The following is a 16494-nucleotide window of genomic DNA, read 5'->3' as shown; positions in this document are numbered from 1 at the left end:
GAGCTAGCCGGTGGATTTGGAGCACAAAAAAGCCCAGGGGTGGAGCCCTAGGCTTTTTTGATGGTGTTAGGTTTCAGCCCTACGCGCCGTCATTCTGTGTTCCCTCGCGTTCGGCGTCAAGTCGATCACATTCCGTTTGTCTGCAATTTTCACACGGCGCGACCTGTGAGGTGTTCACACACCTGTCGCGAGGAGAACATATGAGGCTGCCAATAAGTACGCAGCGCGAGGTGCTACGCCTTACGAGCGACCCCAAGCTGTCGAATAGGGCTATTGGCCTATTAGCCAAAGTGTCCCATAACACTGTTCGCACCATTCGGGATCAGTTGGCACAGTGTGGACAAAGCTGGGAAGAACTGAAGCACCTTGACGACAAAGCGCTGGCGGAGCGTCTGCATACCCAGCCAAAAGTCTCATCTCAAAGGAAGGCTTACCCGTCATGGCCTGCCATCCATGAACAGCTAAAACTTCCTGACATCACCTTGGAACTCCTATGGCAAGAGTTTCGTACAAGCGAGCCAGAAGGCGTGTCTTATGCTCAGTTCACACGGATTTATCGTGAATGGGTCAATAGGCAAAAGCTGAGCATGCGACAGACTCACCTCCCCGGAGACAAGTGCTTCGTGGACTTTTGTGGCAGGACAATGCCTGTGACCAACCCGGATACTGGAGCAATCAGCCAAGCTCAGGTGTTCGTGGCAACGCTAGGTGCCTCGGGATACATTTTTGCCACCGCCGTGAGAAGTCAAACGATCCCAGACTGGCTCAGATGCAACATTCTGGCCCTGGAGTTCTTCGACGGGGTTCCACGGTTCGTTGTGCCTGATAATTTGAAGTCAGCAGTGACGAAAAACACGAGAGATGTGGTGACCCTAAATCGTGCCTACGCCGAGTTTTCTGAGCACTACGGATTTCAAATTTACCCCGCCAGACCGCGTAAACCGCAAGACAAGTCGCTAGGTGAGATTGCTGTTCAACTGGTACAAAGATTCGTTCTCGCAAGGCTGAGAGCGAGCACCTTTTTTTCCTTAGAAGAGCTCAACGAGAAAATCAGCTACTGGGTTGTAAGCGAACGGGCATTACAGGTTGCGTAACGGCAGCCAGTTATGCGGCAACAACTCGGCGATCTCACTGGCGCGCTGCGTCGGCAGCCGCATCAGCACATCCTTGAGATAAGCATACGGATCATGCCCGTTAAGCTTGGCCGATTGGATCAAACTCATCAGCGCAGCCGCGCGTTGTCCGCTGCGTAACGACCCTGCAAAGAGCCAGTTCTTGCGTCCGAGCGCCCATGGCCGGATTTGCTGCTCGATGTGGTTGTTATCAATAGGCACCGCGCCGTCATCCAGATAACGTGACAACGCCGTCCAGCGTTTCAGGCTGTAATCCAGGGCCTTGGCGATGGCCACACCCTCGTGTACCAGCTCGCGCTGGGCGATCATCCAAGTGTGCAGCATGTTCATCACGGGGACGGCTTTTTCTTGTCGTATTCGTCGCCGTACATCGGGCTCCAAATCGCGGATTTCACTTTCGATTTCGTACAGCAACTGGATATAGCGCAGAGCTTGCTCGGCGAGCGTGCTTTTGTTCGTGGCGTGCAGGTCGAAGAACTTACGCCGCGCATGGGCCATGCAGCCGATTTCAGTGACACCGAGTGCAAAACTGGCTTTGTAACCACCAAAATCATCGCAGACCAGCTTGCCCTTCCAGTCTTGCAGGAAGTTGCGTGCATGTTCGCCCGAGCGGCTGGGGCTGAAGTCGTACACCACTGCGCGGATATCGGCAGACGCGGTGGTTGCATAGGCCCAGACGTAGGCCCGATGGGTTTTCTTCGAGCCAGGCATGAGCACCTGTACCGGCGTTTCATCGGCGTGCACCACGTTGTGTCCAAGCACCACTTCGCGCAGAGCATCAACCAGTGGTTGCAGTTGCACACCGCAAGTGCCGACCCACTGCGCCAAGGTCGAGCGCGGGATGGCGAGGCCGGCCCGGCCAAAGATCTTTTCCTGACGGTACAGTGGCAAATGATCACCGTATTTGGCGATCATCACTTGAGCCAGCAAACCTGCTGTGGGGATGCCTTTATCGATGACCTGCGCAGGAACAGGTGCCTGGATCAGGGTCTCGCAGTCCTCACAGACCCACTTGCCACGGATGTGTTGTTCAACCGTGAACACGCCGGGCGTGTAGTCGAGTTTCTCGCTGACATCCTCGCCGATACGCTTGAGGGCGCAGCCGCATTGGCAGTGAGTGTTGTCCGGTTCGTGATGGATGGGCGTGCGTGGAAACTCGGGCGGCAAGGCGGTGCGTTTAGGTTTTTGCCGAGCCACGGTCGGGGCTGGAGCGGGTTGCAACGTCTCAAGCTCGGCTTCGATGGCCGCGATATCGGCATCGATCACGTCATCGAGCAGGCTGGTTTGATACGGATTTAGCTGCTCGCTGCGCTTGGCAAACTTGAAACGCTTGAGCTGTGCGATCTCGTGGGTCAGCTTGTCGTTGACCGTTTTGTAGTGATGGATCTGCTTGTCCATGGACTCGACTTTTTGATCGAGAGTCTCGACACGCTGCATCAGCTGCGCGGCGATAGCGCGCAGTTGTTCAGGGTTTAATTGGTCGAAATCAGGAAGCAAAGTCATGCCGCCGATTTTGTCAGAACAGGCCAACACTGACGATAGGCTCATCGGACAATTGCACGGCGACGCTGGCCATGGCAGTGATTACATCAGGGTAATCGCACTGTTTTGCCCAACTCTTTGCCAAGGTAAACCCAGCACCAGGGCATGCAGTTGTTCGGCACCCAATTCCATCTGCGAGCCGTGCCGAGATCCCGGCCAGAAAAATTTGCCTTGATGCAGTCGGCGCGCCGCCAGCCAGATGCCCAACCCATCGTGCACCAGCACTTTCATGCGATTGGCGCGGCGGTTGGCAAACAGATAAGCACAGTGCGGCTGCGCCGCACCGAACACGGCCACCACCCGCGCCAGCGCTGTGTCAGTGCCGGCGCGCATGTCCATGGGCTCAGTGGCGAGCCAGATGGCGTCGATACGAATCATCGCAACAGGTCTCGAAGAAAGGTTGCACAGGCAGCAGCACTTTCAGTTGGCCAGTTCACTTTAACGGTGCCGCGCGGATGCTGGATCTCAACGCTGATAGTCGATGATGCCGATTGCGACTCAGTGCTGGCGAGTGGCATGGGCAGTGAAACAAAAGCGGGATGCAGCGCCATGCTTTTCTGCGTTTGCAGCCGAATCCACTTGTGGACGAGGTTCGCGTTGAGGCTGTGGCTCAGCGCAACGTTGGCAATCGAGGCCCCAGGTTGGGCGCACTCTTGAATGACTTGGGCCTTGAACGACCTGGAATAGGAACGGCGTTGTGGCTGCATGAAAGACCCTCTTAAAAGGCTAGAAGTGGTGTCCACTTAAATAGGTGGACACCATCGCCTTTGGCGGTGGGGTCAGAAAGGTGTGTTTGCTGGCCGGTTACACTGGGTTGATGAGCTAAACAGTCGAATCACTCGAACGTACCCTAAGTGTTAATGGCCAATTAAACTGACCCACCTCTGGCCAACAATTTTGACCCACCCATAGTGGCATTGGCCACCGACCATGTAGCGTCACCCGCCTTATGCACAGGCCGGGGACAGATCATTGAAGGAGTGGGTTGTGATTCACAAGATCAAGGGGTTGTATGACCAGGGCCGAGGCCTGTCGGTCCGTGCCATCAGTCGTGAGCTGGGGATTTCCCGGAACACCGTACGCAAGTATCTCCACCTGGATGAGATGCAGATCAGCGCTACCATTGCTGACCCTTCACGCACCAAGGTGCTCGACGAGCACCGCGATTATCTGATTAATCAGTTGGGTCAGTTTCCAGCCCTGAGCGCAGTCAAGCTGGCCCGTCGCCTGAGGGAGCGCACCACCGAGCTGGCGGTGTCAGACCGGAGCATTCGCCGCTATGTGCAAGCGCTCAAGCAGCAGGTTGCCAGTGGCCAGTTGCGCTATTACGAGCCGGTCGTTGAGTCAGTGCCTGGCGTGCAGTGTCAGGTCGACCCCGGTGAGCTGCGAGGCGTCATGATTGGCGGCCTGGAGCGTGTCGTTCATTTTGTGGTGTTTGTGCTGTCCTGTTCACGGCTGATGTATGTCGGTCTGAACTTCCGGCCGCTGGATACCGAACGGTTTATCCAGATGCACGACGAGGCCTTCCGCTACTTCGGCGGCGTCACCGAGGAGTGCATCTACGATCAGACCAAGATGGTGGTGATCAACGAGCAGTACCGTGAGCTGACGCTGAACCAGCGCTTCCACCAGTATGCGACTACCGTCGGGTACCGCATCCATGCCTGCGAGGGCTATGACCCGGAGAGCAAGGGCAAGGTGGAGGCCGGGGTCAAGTACGTCAAGCGTGACTGCTTCTACGGCGAGCACTTCCAGGACGAGGCCGCCGTCCGACAGCACCTGAATGATTGGCTCGAGACTGTCGCCAACGCACGCGTGCACGGCACGACGGGGCAGCATCCAAGAGCGCATTTCGAGGCACTGGAGCGTAGTCAGCTCAAGCCCTATCTCGTCCCGCAGAACCTGCTGCACGTGGCGCCGACAAGGGAGACCCGCAAGGTCGACAAGACCGGCTTGATCTCATGGCAGGCCAACAAGTACTCGGTACCCATGGCCTGGCAGCAAGCCCGTGTCGGTGTCAGCGCACAGGACAACCAGTTGCTGATCCATGACCTGGAGAGCGGTGAACTCATAGCCACCCATGACCTGTGCAAGGCCAAGGGCCGGATGATCAAGAACAACAACCATTACCGAGACCATGCCCAGCGCATTACCGACCTGGAGCGCGGCATCGACTCGATCCTGCCCGATGCCCTTGGGGCAACCCTGTGCCAACTGCTCAAGCGTACTTCGCCGCGTATCTACAAGGATCAGCTGGTTGCTGCACGCGACCTGCTCATGGCCCATGCGCCGGTTGATACGGCGTTGCTCGGCGAGTTGTGCGAGCGCAGTGAACTGACCGCCACCGGGCTCAAGCGCTACCTCGAAGCATGGCAGCAAGCCAAGGCGCGGGGCCGGATCATCGGCGACCATGACTATGCGCCAGAGGCCGGTAGCCAGGTTAGTCACGCCGACCTGAACGCTTATGCCCGCATTGGCCAGTCGACTGGCCACGGGGTGACCCAATGAGCCTGCTCGACAGCACTATCGCGCAGTACCGAAGCCTGCGCCTCAGCGCGACCGCGGGTGAGCTGGCCACCCTGCTGGCCAGAGCCGAAGCCAATGAACTGTCCTACCTGAGCTTCGCCCAGTCACTGGTCGAGCATGAGCTTAACGCCCGCTCCAGTAGCCGCGTAAGCCGCAACCTCAAGCAGGCGCAGTTCCCCTCGGAGAAGCATCTGGAGGCCTTCGATTACCGGCACCAGACCACCATCACCAAGCGCCAGGTCAGCACCTTGCTGGACTTCAGCTTTATCGACAACCGCGACAACCTGGTGTTCATCGGACCACCGGGTGTGGGCAAGACCCACTTGGCCATTGGGATTGGCCACAAGGCGGTTCAGGCGGGCTACAAGGTGCTGTTCCGCACGGCTCTGGCGTTGGTCGAGGATCTGGAGCTGGCGGAAATGAAGGGCGAGCTGAAGAAGCGCCTTAATCAGCTGAGCAAATACGACGTGCTGATCATCGATGAGCTGGGCTACCTGCCGATGACGCGCCAAGCCCGGTACAACCTGTTCCAGTTAATCAACAACCTGTACGAGTACCGCTCGGTCATCCTGACCACCAACAAGGACTTCACCAGCTGGGGCGAGTTCTTCCATGACGACAACGTGGCCGTGCCCATCATCGACCGCGTGATCCACCATTCACACATCTTTATGCTGGGAGGTGAGAGCTATCGTTTGAAGCAGAAAACCGGCGGTTAGCGGTGAGCAAGTGGGTCAATTCTATTGGCCAAAAGTGGGTCAAAATTAATGGCCATTGACAATGGTCACGCAACTCAACAGCTTCGTGAGCGCCTGTAGAGGCACCGGACGGGACTGAAGCCCGGCCCAGTGTTCCGCACTCCAAGGTGACGTCGACTTCAACGGTAGGGTTACCGCGTGAATCGAGAATTTCACGTGCATGAATAGCCTGGATTTGCGTTTTCATTGATTTTCTCCAAGGGACGATTCGGGAACGTCATTAACCATGTGAATAAGTCGAGAGGCCTCGATTTCGGAAGTCAGCTCTCCATGAGTATTCTGAACAGCTGCACTGCCGACACCGCAATTGCGGGAACCAAGAAGCCTCCAATAATTAGCTCAGGAATCTCTCCCACCAAGGGCATGAATTGCCCTCCCTTTGCCATCTGGAAAAGCTCCAGCATTTGGTTTGACGCAACCATCACAGAACAGCAGTACGCAGTCTGGGCTTGTAGCATGGCCCGCCTTTGATCTAGCAGATGAAACGTCAGCAACGACACTCCAATGCTTACGATGAAAAGCGCGACGAATTCATAGACGGATCCTGTAAAAAGCCTGCCCATCACAAGCCCGAATACGATGCTCAGCATCACTGCGCTCATGTGGTATCCCATTTCTCTAAAGTGGTTTTGATGAGCCGACGTCGGTGAGTTCCATTTCGCAATCTCATCTTTGGATTGCCCACCACCATCGCGCTCGTAACGTTCAACGTTGCTGTGCTCTCAGCTCGTAGCCAGGTACGCAGGTGATGGTCACGTCTGCCTTGCAGGATTTCTCACTGGGCATGCGCATCGTGACCAAGGCGCCTTCGAGCGAGGTGACGATGTACCAACCCTCGCTCGATACCTTTTGGCTGCCTGCAATGCCCGCCAAAAAAAGCGCCCAAAAAACCAGTCCTACGAGGAGCGGCCTGTTGTCACGAGCCCAGTTGACGGGGGCTGGCTGTGGACGCAGGTTATAAATTCGGTACATGGCGTTTATCCTTTTTACTGGTTGTCCAACAAACCGTGGTTTTCAGCTTTTCGCCTGGCCCACTCGACCGTACTCGATGGGCAATTTGATAAAGCTCAGCGAAAACGCCTCCTTGGCCAATGCTTCCAGCAACTTCTCGCACCCGGGCTCATCAGTGGATATCGTCACTGTGACCGGATGATCAGCACCGCTGAGGAAATGCGCGGTATGCAAATGTCCTAAATGATCCAGGCCTTCCGTACCGCTCACCAGCGTCGCTCCCAACATGCCCTCTCGTTTGGCGAACTCAACCAGCCACTCCCCGAGTGGAAGATGCTGGTAGTTGGTACTCTGTTCAGTGAAAAACGTCAGTTGAAAGCCATTCATGGCAACATCCTCTAATGTGGCGAGAGCGACCAACGGTTAGTCGGCTATGCCTCTTCATTTGCGAACTGTTTCTTCGAACTGAATTACAAGGCTTCACTGAGCGGTAACTCGCATAAGAGAAGAACTGCTCGCACCTTGCGCAACTCGTCAGCGTGGTCGCGCAGGAAGGTGCGCAGCTTGACCTCTGTATCCAGCAATTCCAGACACTGCGGATGACGCATATCACCAAGCTCCGGGTGATGATGGGAAATGCGATGGCCCGTCAAATAGCCCGCAGAAATCGGTTTGAGCATGACCTGATCAATCTTGGCTTTCTGCGCGACTTTAAGAAGGTGTTGGGCAAGTGCGGGCGCACTCAGGTGATGCCAGAAATTTGTAACTCGAGCCCGACTAGCGCCAGGGAAATAGAGCTGCAAAGCTGTCAGGCGATCTTGGCGATGTTCGGTCATTTCTCTTCCCCAATAAAAGTCACTTTGCGCTCGCTGGCGGATTCACTTTGAGCATGAAATTGCTTGATATCGGAGAGCCGGATTTCCTTCGGCAGAGGACGGTGATGCTTGCTGTGACCGACGCGCTGGGCGTGATAGATCCCGGTATGCCCGGATACGAGGTAACTTGCGATACAGGCAATGGCTGCAAGCGGAGCAATTTCAGGCCCGAAGAGCTCCATGGCCATGACAATGGTTGCCAGTGGCGTATTAGCTGCACCAGCGAAGACAGCGACAAAACCGATACCAGCCAGCATGCCGAAGGGAAGATGTAAGAGGGGCGCTAGCGCGTTCCCCAAGGTGGCTCCAATGTAAAACAGCGGAGTGACTTCGCCGCCCTTGAATCCAGTCCCCAGGGAGACAACGGTGAACAACATCTTTCCAAGCCAGTCCCAAGGAGCCATTGGCATTTGAAAGGATTGGACGATGCTCGGAATCCCCAGTCCGATGTACTTATCGACATCGGTGTAATGGTTGCTACCAAGCGCCCACACTGCCACTGCGATCAGAAGGCCGCCGGCGAATGGTCGTAATGGCGAATAGGAGATAAGTCGTTTAACGAAAGCCCCTAGCTTATGGGTGGTCGTCGCGAATAGCAGGCCAGTGAGGCCGAAGATAATCCCAGCGGCGACCACAGCCATGACGCTCCAGAGCTGCACGGGAACCACTTCGCCAATGACGTAATGCGTATGAACCACTCCCCAGGCTTTCCCCACCTGGTCAGCAACGATTGCCGCAACCACGCAAGGGAAAAGCGCGTCGTAACGCATGCGTCCGATGGCCAACACTTCAAGTCCGAACAAAGCCCCGGCAAGAGGGGTGCCGAAGACGGACGCAAAGCCAGCACTGATACCGGCCATGAGAATCACCCGGCGATCTTCGCGGCGTAGCCGAAAGACATGCGTCAATTGATCCGCAAGAGCGCCGCCCATCTGCACCGCCGTTCCCTCACGTCCCACAGATGCACCGAAGAGGTGGGAAACCACGGTTCCGATTAGCACCATCGGCACCATGCGCAAGGGAATAGTCTTTTTAGGATCGTGGATCTCATCGATGATCAGGTTGTTTCCGGCATCAACTGGTTTGCCTATCAGGTGATACGCAAGTCCCACGGCAAAGCCAGCAACTGGCAGGAGCCAGAGCACCCAGGGATGGGCTTCTCGCCACTGGGTGGCATGATCCAAAGAAAGGAGGAATAACGCAGAGGCAGAGCCTGCCAAAAGAGCTACAAGACCAGCAAGCGCAAGCCATTTCGCAATATAGGGCAGTAAGTCGAGTTGTTCAGGTCGTCGAAATTTAGACATTTGGCCAGCCACAAAAATGTAAGTGGGCCTGACCAAAAAGGGGATTCTGGGCGCGAACGCCTACAGACCTGGTTGATCAGGTTTCTGTAGGCATCATCAGCTGCTACGGGCACAGCGGTTGGTTAATGGAGGAATGCCATCTCCAATGAGCCGATCTTAGCGAGCTCTGTCCAAAATGTAAAATCGTGTTTCGGAGCACGAGGCAAGCGTAGGCGTCTTCGAGTCACCGCTTATGAAAGCAGGCCAGACTAGGTGACTTCTGTTCCGGCGAAGCCCATCTCAACTGGGGTTTTTATGTAAAATAACGAGATATCTTCAAGCTCCAATCGCTTGAATAACTGCACAGATTCGTCCTCGGTAATGGCCATACGAATTTCGGTAGGCTGATCCGCTAGTTCAAAAAAATGCGAGGAATGCAGCCGGCCGGTATGCCCAAAGCCTTCGATACCTGTGGACAGAGTCGCACCCCGCAGTCCCATTTCTTTCGCCAAATCAACGATCCAGTCGCCGAGCATCTTTCCCTGATAGCGACGATTCTGTTGAGTAAAGAAAGTGACCAGAAAACCTTTCATGTTCCTCTCCTAAGCGCGTGCTGATTATTTGATAGGACAGAAGCCCGGCAGCCGTCATTGCCACCCGGGCAGGATTCACACTGGCATCATGCGCACTGGTCAAGTCGGATGCAAACGACTGGTCAAGTCGAATGCAAATGGCTGGTCAAGTTCATGCAATTGCCCAAATTCTAGCCTTTCAAGCGGGTATTTCATGCAGCCAACACGCCGTTCCTATTCCAAATCCTTCAAAGCCCAGATCATTCAAGAGTGCGCCCAACCAGGCGCTTCGATTGCCAGCGTCGCGCTCGGCCATAGCCTCAACGCAAACCTCGTCCACAAATGGATTCGGCTGCAAACGCAGAAAATTCCGGCACACCCACCTGCATTTATTCCGTTAGCCATGCCGCTGGCGGGGGCGAACTCCCATCCAGCATCATCGAATATCTGCGTTGAAATACAGCACCCGCGCGCCATCATCAAAGTGGACTGGCCCACTGAAAGTGCTGCCGCCTGCGCGACTTTTCTTCGAGATATTCTGCGATGATTCACATCGACTCCATCTGGCTCGCCACCGAACCGATGGCCATGCGCGCAGGCACCGAAACGGCGCTAGCCAAGGTGATCGCGGTGTTCGGTGCGGCGCAGCCGCACTGCGCTTATCTGTTCGCCAACCGCCGCGCCAATCGCATGAAAGTGCTGGTGCATGACGGCTTCGGAATATGGCTGGCGGCGCGCCGGTTAAACCAAGGCAAGTTCCACTGGCCTGGCATCCGCCATGGTCCTGAGATGGAACTGGATGCCGAGCAACTTCAAACGTTGTTGCTGGGGCTGCCATGGCAACGCGCAGGTTCTGGAGGCTCGATCACACTGCTTTAACGGCAGCCATTAGCCTATCGGTCTATCGTCGCGAAACGCCCGCTCTGGCAAAGTCCGGCGTATGACTTCTTCGCCCAATCTCGACCAACTGTCTCCCAATCAACTGCGCGTCCTCGCAGCGCAGTTGCTCTCGCAAGTCGACACTATGGGCAAGAAAATCAACCGTGATCAAACAGTCATTGAGAAACAGACCCACGAGATCGCCCAGCTCAAGCGTTTGAAGTTTGCCAAGCGCAGCGAGCAGATGAATCCTGAACAGGCCAGCCTGCTAGATGACCTGATCGATACTGATATCGCGGCGATTGAGGCCGAGCTTCAGGCGTTGCAAATAGCACCAGAGGCGACCGAGGAAAAGCTAAGGCCCAAGCGCACGGCATTGCCGGCAGAATTTCCGCGAACGTTGATCCATCACGAACCGGACAACACTCACCGCCCATGCGGCTGCGCCCTGAAGCGCATCGGTGAGGACGTTAGCGAGAAGCTGGACTACACGCCCGGCGTGTTCACCGTCGAACGCCATGTCCGTGGCAAGTGGGTCTGCGATAACTGCGAAACGCTGATCCAGGCACCGGTTCCGCCGCAGGTCATTGATAAGGGCATCCCGACTTCGGGCCTGCTCGCACACGTCATGATCGCCAAGTTTGCTGACCATCTGCCGCTTTACCGTCAGGAATCGATCTTAGGTCGAGCGGGCTTGGCGATTCCACGTTCAACCTTGGCTCAATGGGTTGGCGTGACCGGAGTTCAGTTGCAGCCGCTGGTCGATGCGCTGCGCGAAGTAGTGCTTGGGCAACAAATCATCCACGCAGATGAAACACCGGTGCAGATGCTCATGCCGGGAACAAAGAAAACCCACCGCTCCTATGTGTGGTCCTACGCTACCAGCCAGTTCTCGGATGTGGCAGCGGTGGTTTATGACTTCAGCCCCAGTCGCGCCGGAGAGCATGCTCGCGACTTCCTTCAGGACTGGAATGGCAAGTTGGTCTGCGACGATTTTGGCGGCTACAAGGCCAGCTTTGAACTCGGCGTGACCGAGATCGGCTGCATGGCCCATGCACGGCGCAAGTTCTTTGAACTGCACGCTACGAATAAAAGCACGCTCGCCGAGCAAGCCCTGCGCTATATCCAGTTGTTGTACGAAATCGAAAGAGAAGTCAGAGACCTGGAGCCGGATTTACGGCGCCGAATACGGCAAGAAAAAGCCGTACCGGTGAAGGATAGGCTGCATGCCTGGATGAACGCGCAGCGTGATCTTGTGCCCGAAGGTTCGGCCATCAGCAGAGCGCTCGATTACAGCCTTAAACGCTGGGCAGCGCTGTCGCGCTACCTCGATGACGGGGCGGTTCCCATTGATAATAATTGGGCGGAGGTGCGACACGAAGTCGCTTAATGAAGTTGTTCCCCCTTGGTGGGAACCACCCGTGTCACCGGGTGAATCTAGAAGGCTGAATCAAGAGCGCCTTCGACAATGTTACGAGGCGCCGCAAGGTGCGGGGTACCAATCGTGAGAGGCGTACCCTTCTGGCAGCCATGGCCGGACAAGTGCTAGATAGTTGGTATGGTGAACACACGTGAATCTGCGCAACGATCGTTAAATTAAGCGAGCGGAAATGGCTTACACGCTCGAACCAAAATGGTAATGGAGGTGGGAACTGCGTCTTTCTACTACGCATTCGTGACCCACATGCCTCCCGGTCGATAGCAGGCACCTAACCCGACGCACTTCAGTAAGCGGAACGTGGAAATCCCGTATCGCTCCCGTCAGGGAAAGCCGTTTGTAAAAATTGCCCATGGCGGTGCGGGCGAAGGAACGAGGAAAAAGCGAACGCCGTCCTGTAATGGGTTGGATAGAGGTTGAAACATCACTTCACGCGAAAGCGGGCAGACGTCCTCATGGTCTCTCTTCACACGAGAGTAGGTAGAACCCTTTCAACGGAAGGAGAGCAAATGAACGCAGCAGCATTGGCGTGTGCACCTTCCGGCACGTCGTGGGACAGCATCGATTGGATCGCCGTACAACGTCGTGTCAGAGGGCTGCAAGCGCGTATTGTGAAGGCTGTACAAGATGGCAGACATAACAAGGTGAAAGCCCTGCAATGGCTGCTGACTCACTCGTTCAGTGGCAAGGCATTTGCTGTGAAACGGGTGTCTGAAAACAAAGGCAAAAATACCCCCGGCGTGGACAAGGTTACTTGGAATACGCCTAGGGCCAAGCTCGGCGCGATAGAGTCGTTGACGCGGCGAGGTTACTCGCCGCTCCCGCTTCGGAGAGTGCTTATTCCGAAGAAAAACGGCAAAACGAGACCTCTTGGAATTCCCGCGATGAAATGCCGGGCCATGCAGGCGCTTCATCTGCTGGCTCTGGAACCGATAGCGGAAACTACCGGCGACCCGAACTCTTATGGGTTCAGGCCGGAACGCTCAACTGCGGATGCCGTCGCACAGTGCTTTGGTGTGCTGTCACGAAAAGCAAACGCGGAATGGGTGTTAGAGGGCGACATTCAAGGCTGTTTCGACAATATCAGCCATGACTGGTTGATCGCCAACATTCCCATGGACAAGGCGATTTTGCAGAAATGGCTCCGGGCTGGTTATGTCTACCAAAAGCAGCTATTCCCCAGCCACGCCGGAACCCCGCAGGGAGGCATCATATCCCCGGGGTTGGCGAACATGACGCTGGATGGGTTGGAAGCGATGCTGGCGAAGAGATTTCCCAACGCGAAGTGGACAGCCCGAAAAATGCGCGTGGTGCGTTATGCAGATGATTTCATCATCACTGGTTGTTCGAAAGAATGGCTGGAGAATGAAGTCAGGCCCGCCGTGGTTGAATTTCTGGCAGAGCGTGGACTTGTCCTCTCTCCGGAAAAAACCAAGATAACGCACATAGGGGACGGGTTCGACTTCCTCGGATGGAACCTGCGCAAGTACAACGGCAAGCTCCTGATCAAGCCGTCCAAGGCGAACATCGGGGCTCTACTTGCCAAGCTGCGAGAGTTGATCAAGACCAACAAAACGATACGACAGGCTAACTTGATAGGTTTGCTCAACCCGGTTCTACGGGGCTGGGCGAACTATCACAGTCATGTCGTCGCCAAGAAGGTCTTCAACCAGGTGGACAGCGCAGTGTGGGAAATGCTCTGGCGATGGGCGGTACGTCGCCACCCTCGCAAGACACGCCGATGGGTGAAGGATCGGTATTTCAAAGTACAAGGGGCGCGCCGTTGGGTGTTCTCGTGTACTGAAAAATCCGCCGATGGTCGGAAGCGTCAGTACACGCTAGTAGACGCCTCAGACACACCGATTGTGCGACATATCAAGATTAAGGCTGCTGCCAACCCTCACGACCCTGCATGGGATGAGTACTTCGAGTCCCGCTGGGGCAAGAAGATGCTCACTTCCGTTAAAGGTCGAGCCAAGCTGTATCGGGTATGGGTGCAACAGGGCGGCAGGTGCTGCGCCTGCTTCAAGCCGGTGACCAAAGACACACCGTGGCACAGTCGCCATATTGTGAAGCTAGGTCATGGCGGGACGGACGCTGCGGCTAATCTTGAGATTTACCACCTGCGTTGCCCACGAGATGTGCAATTTGCCAATGTCGACGATGTATAACCGGGTGCCCAATGGCGCCTTAGCAGAGGCTTGAGCCGTGTGCTGGGAAACTCGCATGCACGGTTCTTAGGGGGTTGGACGCGGGCAACCGCGTCTGACTACCCGACAACCAGATCCGGCCATGGGCTCTTGGGCGCAAGAACTGGCTCTTCGCCGGGTCGCTACGCAGCGGAAAACGGGCTGCGGCGATCATGAGCTTGATCCAGTCAGCGCGGCTGAATGGCCATGATCCGTACGCCTATCTAAAGGATGTTCTCACGCGCCTGCCGACGCGGCGCGCGAGTGAGATTAACAAGCTGCTGCCGCACAGGTGGGCACCTGTTTAATCGCGCAGGGTGTTTTGTGCTTATGTCTTCCCTGGCATCTACATTTTGCGCCACACCAAAGCAGGAATTGCTCGGATGTAAATTAGTTCGCTGACCAACTCAATCAGCGTTTGAGTAATCACTGCTGCCGCAGCGAGCCCTCTGATTTCCTCGGGCAAGGCCAATGCCAATGGTAGAACTACCAATGAGTTTCGTGTCGAACTGCTGAAAGCGACAGATCTTGCCGTGCTAGCCGGTAACTTAAACGCCCGAGCCACCAGCGCACCCACCACGGGTGCCAAGAGCATGAAACCAATGTAGACGGGAATAACAGGCAGCAGCTTGTCCATGTCTCTGACCACCGTTGAAATCTGAGAGCCGATCACTACGACCAATACAGCCGCCATAGCTGGCACAGGCATCCAAGCCCATACATTGTTCCAGCCCTCAACGATGCGTGACCCCTTTGCCCCGGCAGCTGTTGCTACTGCCAAGACCAAGGGTAAAGCGATCAGCACTACGAAGGCCTCAACAAATGGGCCGACCGATATAACCACCGCCGAGTCATCACTCACCATGAAGGCTAGATAGAGGGGTAGTAGCACAAGCTGAAGCACGAGTAGTAATGGTGTTGCCGCCAGAGTCAGTTTGGAGTCGCCCTTACCGATATGGGTAAACACAACAACATAATCGATACAAGGCGTCAGCAAGACCAATAGTGCGCCCACCAAAATCGCCGGGTGGTCGGCTAGGCCCATCGTCAACGCCCAAACCAACAGGGGGATGGCGACGAAATTGGCGGTCAGCAGCGCGGTCATGAAACGCTTGTTTGCAAGCCCTTTGCGAAGATCCAAGAATGGGATCTGCAGAAACATGGCGTACATCAGCACAGCGATGGCTGGTGTCACCAACGCACCTAACGCTTGAGAGGCATCAGGTGCGAGCAGGCCCCCGATAGCCGCGACAATGACCGCGACGAAGTAAACGGGAATCTGGTTCTTCTCTAGCTGTTCTCTGTCCACGGAATGCCCTTAAAACGCGTGAAATCATTTTTCGATTGAGCAGGTTAATATCTGTAGCTACTACAGGTTCAAGAAAATGCTTGGGGAGTTTGGATGTCAGGAATCGGAGCGCTGTCGAAATCAACGGGTTGCCACATTGAAACGATTCGCTACTACGAGAAAATAGGCCTTCTCCCTCCGGCCCTACGGTCGACAGGGCGGCATCGAATCTATACCGAAAAGCATCGGTCACGACTCATCTTCATCAGGCAGAATCGTGAACTGGGCTTTCCACTCGACGATATCCGCGAACTCATTGCGCTCGCGGCAGATGCTGATCGTCCGTGTGCTGATGCGTTGTCGGTGGTCAAGAAGCACTTGGCAGAAGTGGAATCTAAGGTAGCTAAGCTCCTGCAGATCCGGATAGAGCTGCTCTCAATGGCAGGCACGTGTGAGTCAAGATGCCTAGGCTCGAACACTCCAGACTGTACGATTATTGAGTCACTGTTCGAACCCGCTGCTGGGGCTCGCTCTGGTTGCTGCTCCTAGACGAGTCAAGAGCATAGGGGAGCAAGCTGCCATTGAAACCGAATAGCGCGATAGTCTCGACAGGGTCTTTCGAGCGTCCGTCTACACCAAACGGGCTGGTGCAAGATGTGTTCGGCAGACGCTTACTAAAGTGGTGCGCCACTGCTGGCATAAAAATATCAAGCTATAGTGTTTGGGGCCCTCAATCTCGTGACCGTACTGAGCGAACGCTTACACGGCAGACGTTTGCCAGGGCATATACCTATCAACTGAAGGAGCAAGTTCTATGGCCATCAAACCTGGGCCCAAGCCAATTGCCGAATCAACCGGCAAGACAGACCAGCGTCGCCGTGTAACCCCCGAGAACAAGCCTAAGCATCCCGACCTGGACGTGCATAAGCACAAGAAGGGTGATTGATGAGACCCCGCCAGACATGGCGGGGTTTTATTCTCGGTTAGCAGGTGTCACCGGATTTCCAGTGGGCATCTCCTAATTAATGCCGAAAAGCTTGTAGTAGGGTTGTTGAGGAGG

General features: G+C 55.6%; 18 protein-coding genes, 3 pseudogenes and 1 riboswitch. Of the genes and pseudogenes, 10 read left to right on the top strand and 11 right to left on the bottom strand.

The window, feature by feature from the left end; all coding sequences use genetic code 11:
- The first annotated feature begins 200 nt into the window (after nt 1-200).
- The gene (gene istA / locus ACWHXD_RS24430) at nt 201-1094 is read left to right on the top strand and encodes an IS21 family transposase (RefSeq protein ID WP_499084761.1); all 894 of its coding nucleotides are present in this window, start codon (nt 201-203) and stop codon (nt 1092-1094) included.
- On the opposite strand, the gene tnpC (ACWHXD_RS24425) is transcribed toward istA (ACWHXD_RS24430), so the two are convergent.
- The 3 genes from tnpC (ACWHXD_RS24425) to tnpA (ACWHXD_RS24415) all read right to left on the bottom strand — a co-directional run bounded on the left by tnpC (ACWHXD_RS24425) (nt 1080) and on the right by tnpA (ACWHXD_RS24415) (nt 3382).
- Entirely contained in the window at nt 1080-2636 is a 1557-nt protein-coding gene (gene tnpC, locus ACWHXD_RS24425) for an IS66 family transposase (protein WP_019818069.1), read from the bottom strand. The genes istA (ACWHXD_RS24430) and tnpC (ACWHXD_RS24425) overlap by 15 nt on opposite strands.
- Nucleotides 2637-2717: 81 nt before the next feature.
- A complete protein-coding gene (gene tnpB, locus ACWHXD_RS24420; protein WP_019719038.1) occupies nt 2718-3053 on the bottom strand; it encodes an IS66 family insertion sequence element accessory protein TnpB in 336 nt (111 codons plus the stop codon).
- Nucleotides 3050-3382 carry an IS66-like element accessory protein TnpA gene (gene tnpA, locus ACWHXD_RS24415; RefSeq protein WP_019818068.1) on the bottom strand — a complete coding sequence of 111 codons (333 nt, stop codon included), beginning with the start codon at nt 3380-3382 and terminating at the stop codon, nt 3050-3052. The genes tnpB (ACWHXD_RS24420) and tnpA (ACWHXD_RS24415) overlap by 4 nt, the downstream gene beginning before the upstream one ends.
- A 280-nt stretch (nt 3383-3662) precedes the next feature.
- Here tnpA (ACWHXD_RS24415) and istA (ACWHXD_RS24410) point away from each other — a divergent pair, with 280 nt between their 5' ends.
- On the top strand, nt 3663-5183 hold the full coding sequence (gene istA, locus ACWHXD_RS24410) for an IS21 family transposase (RefSeq protein WP_081273177.1): 1521 nt from the start codon (nt 3663-3665) through the stop codon (nt 5181-5183).
- Nucleotides 5180-5920, top strand: a complete 741-nt coding sequence (gene istB / locus ACWHXD_RS24405) for an IS21-like element helper ATPase IstB (RefSeq protein ID WP_064491510.1) — start codon at nt 5180-5182, stop codon at nt 5918-5920. Before istA (ACWHXD_RS24410) ends, istB begins: the two co-directional genes overlap by 4 nt.
- Before the next feature lie 64 nt (nt 5921-5984).
- Here istB and ACWHXD_RS24400 read toward each other — a convergent pair.
- The 7 genes and pseudogenes from ACWHXD_RS24400 to ACWHXD_RS24370 form a co-directional block, all read right to left on the bottom strand.
- Nucleotides 5985-6146, bottom strand: a pseudogene (locus tag ACWHXD_RS24400) (phosphopyruvate hydratase); the annotation flags it as partial.
- Between the two features lie 73 nt (nt 6147-6219).
- Nucleotides 6220-6561, bottom strand: coding sequence for a hypothetical protein (locus ACWHXD_RS24395; protein ID WP_032657050.1), 342 nt, complete (start codon nt 6559-6561; stop codon nt 6220-6222).
- 103 nt (nt 6562-6664) lie between these two features.
- Complete coding sequence (locus ACWHXD_RS24390; RefSeq protein ID WP_012723168.1) at nt 6665-6931, bottom strand: hypothetical protein; 267 nt, start codon at nt 6929-6931, stop codon at nt 6665-6667.
- A gap of 42 nt (nt 6932-6973) precedes the next feature.
- A complete protein-coding gene (locus ACWHXD_RS24385; protein WP_012723169.1) occupies nt 6974-7297 on the bottom strand; it encodes a DUF190 domain-containing protein in 324 nt (107 codons plus the stop codon).
- 83 nt (nt 7298-7380) lie between these two features.
- On the bottom strand, nt 7381-7746 hold the full coding sequence (locus ACWHXD_RS24380; RefSeq protein ID WP_012723170.1) for a hypothetical protein: 366 nt from the start codon (nt 7744-7746) through the stop codon (nt 7381-7383).
- Entirely contained in the window at nt 7743-9089 is a 1347-nt protein-coding gene (locus ACWHXD_RS24375; protein WP_012723171.1) for a voltage-gated chloride channel family protein, read from the bottom strand. Before ACWHXD_RS24375 ends, ACWHXD_RS24380 begins: the two co-directional genes overlap by 4 nt.
- A gap of 80 nt (nt 9090-9169) precedes the next feature.
- A riboswitch (Fluoride riboswitch) is annotated at nt 9170-9242 on the bottom strand.
- Between the two features lie 95 nt (nt 9243-9337).
- Entirely contained in the window at nt 9338-9661 is a 324-nt protein-coding gene (locus tag ACWHXD_RS24370; protein ID WP_012723172.1) for a DUF190 domain-containing protein, read from the bottom strand.
- Nucleotides 9662-9854: 193 nt separating this feature from the next.
- Between ACWHXD_RS24370 and tnpA (ACWHXD_RS24365) the strand changes: the two genes are divergently transcribed.
- The 5 genes and pseudogenes from tnpA (ACWHXD_RS24365) to ACWHXD_RS24345 all read left to right on the top strand — a co-directional run.
- Nucleotides 9855-10187: an IS66-like element accessory protein TnpA gene (tnpA, locus tag ACWHXD_RS24365; protein WP_073844970.1), complete on the top strand. Its 333-nt coding sequence runs from the start codon at nt 9855-9857 to the stop codon at nt 10185-10187.
- Nucleotides 10184-10519: an IS66 family insertion sequence element accessory protein TnpB gene (gene tnpB / locus ACWHXD_RS24360; RefSeq protein WP_024073357.1), complete on the top strand. Its 336-nt coding sequence runs from the start codon at nt 10184-10186 to the stop codon at nt 10517-10519. Before tnpA (ACWHXD_RS24365) ends, tnpB (ACWHXD_RS24360) begins: the two co-directional genes overlap by 4 nt.
- A 61-nt stretch (nt 10520-10580) precedes the next feature.
- A pseudogene (gene tnpC / locus ACWHXD_RS24355) lies at nt 10581-11888 on the top strand (IS66 family transposase); the annotation flags it as partial.
- Between the two features lie 578 nt (nt 11889-12466).
- Nucleotides 12467-14128: a group II intron reverse transcriptase/maturase gene (ltrA, locus tag ACWHXD_RS24350; RefSeq protein WP_024073359.1), complete on the top strand. Its 1662-nt coding sequence runs from the start codon at nt 12467-12469 to the stop codon at nt 14126-14128.
- Nucleotides 14129-14232: 104 nt separating this feature from the next.
- Nucleotides 14233-14454, top strand: a pseudogene (locus ACWHXD_RS24345) (transposase domain-containing protein); the annotation flags it as partial.
- Nucleotides 14455-14492: 38 nt separating this feature from the next.
- Here the strand turns inward: ACWHXD_RS24345 and ACWHXD_RS24340 are convergent.
- Nucleotides 14493-15455, bottom strand: coding sequence for an arsenic resistance protein (locus ACWHXD_RS24340; protein WP_024073360.1), 963 nt, complete (start codon nt 15453-15455; stop codon nt 14493-14495).
- 93 nt (nt 15456-15548) lie between these two features.
- Between ACWHXD_RS24340 and ACWHXD_RS24335 the strand changes: the two genes are divergently transcribed.
- Nucleotides 15549-15983, top strand: coding sequence for a MerR family transcriptional regulator (locus tag ACWHXD_RS24335; protein WP_024073361.1), 435 nt, complete (start codon nt 15549-15551; stop codon nt 15981-15983).
- 265 nt (nt 15984-16248) lie between these two features.
- The gene (locus ACWHXD_RS24330; protein ID WP_024073362.1) at nt 16249-16380 is read left to right on the top strand and encodes a hypothetical protein; all 132 of its coding nucleotides are present in this window, start codon (nt 16249-16251) and stop codon (nt 16378-16380) included.
- Nucleotides 16381-16494: the final 114 nt, after the last annotated feature.

This window comes from Pseudomonas fjordensis (genome assembly GCF_976987115.1).
This window is presented reverse-complemented; position numbering and strand designations above follow the sequence as displayed.